This is a genomic window from Nodosilinea sp. LEGE 07088 (genome assembly GCF_015207395.1).
Classification (GTDB): Bacteria; Cyanobacteriota; Cyanobacteriia; order Phormidesmidales; family Phormidesmidaceae; genus Nodosilinea.
Genome location: NZ_JADEWX010000391.1, coordinates 1 through 1,089, shown reverse-complemented (window position 1 = coordinate 1,089; position 1,089 = coordinate 1). Strand labels below are relative to the sequence as shown.

Annotated in this window: 1 pseudogene; it reads right to left on the bottom strand. The window is 53.7% G+C overall.

Annotation, left to right across the window (positions count from 1 at the left end):
• Window positions 1-5: 5 nt before the first annotated feature.
• Window positions 6-1,069: pseudogene (locus tag IQ254_RS31210) on the bottom strand (IS630 family transposase).
• Between the last annotated feature and the right edge of the window lie 20 nt (window positions 1,070-1,089).

The following is a 1,089-nucleotide window of genomic DNA, read 5'->3' as shown; positions in this document are numbered from 1 at the left end:
AGTAGCTAGGCGCAATTAAATATAAAACGTTCCAGTGGGTAATCTCCGGTTCTACTACGTGCCTCCATGCCCTCAATGACGGTCATGGCCAGGTCATATTCGTTATCAAACATCTGCCCGGCAATCTCGTGGCACTTCAGCTGCCGCCATTGGGTTTCAATCGGATTCATCTCCGAACAATAGGGTGGTAGAAAGAAGATGAATAGCCCCTGCTCCTGCCACCGAGGCCACTGCTGCTGAACCAAGCGACTCGTGTGAAGCGAGCCGTTATCCTGAACAATCACGGTAATGCGTCCGGTCTCGGCCAAGGTCTGGGACGCGTTCTGAGCGACCCAATCGATGACCTCGATATAGCTCTGCCCCTTAAAGCCACCTTGGGACAAGGCATACTCGAACCCCTCTCCCGGTTGCCATAATCCCAAGATACTAATCCGACGGCCATGGCGAGTGGGCGTTTGCTCCATGCGCTTCTGCTCGCCTATCGGACTATAGCTATAGCTGACCGGACTCCAGAGGCAAAACCCAGCCTCGTCGAGGTACTTGATATCGACCAGACCCTCTTCAGCCGCCAGCATCAGGGTCTCTAGGTCCGCCTGCTTAAGGGCTTTCTTGACGGGATCTTGCTTCCGTTTGTGGCTGTGTCGGGTTCGTTTCCACCGATATCTTTTTTTTTGAGCAACCGTCGTAATCGGTCGCTGCTCAAGTCCACCAAACGCTCCTGTTTTAGCTTTTGAGCGAGTTGGGCACTGTTATAGGTGCGAGGCTCTTGATCCAAACACGCCGTCAAATAGTCCAGATCTGACGGTTGCCACTTTGATTTGGCACCCCGTCCGGGAGCTTCCCACAGTCCTCCCAATCCATTGCTCTCCCATCGACGTAGCGTCGCTCTAACCGTATGTTGATGACACTGGAATATCTCAGCAATAGCTGGCACGTTCAGGCCTTGAGCATTCAAGCGCAGCATATGCGCTCGGTCACGCGTCCGATAGGGAACTGTCTGAGCCTCCCGAAGTTCACTTAACGTGCGGTCTTCTTCCTCGGTCAAAATGATGCGTAATGGGGCGGGCATTTGAGGGCACTCTGGCTACC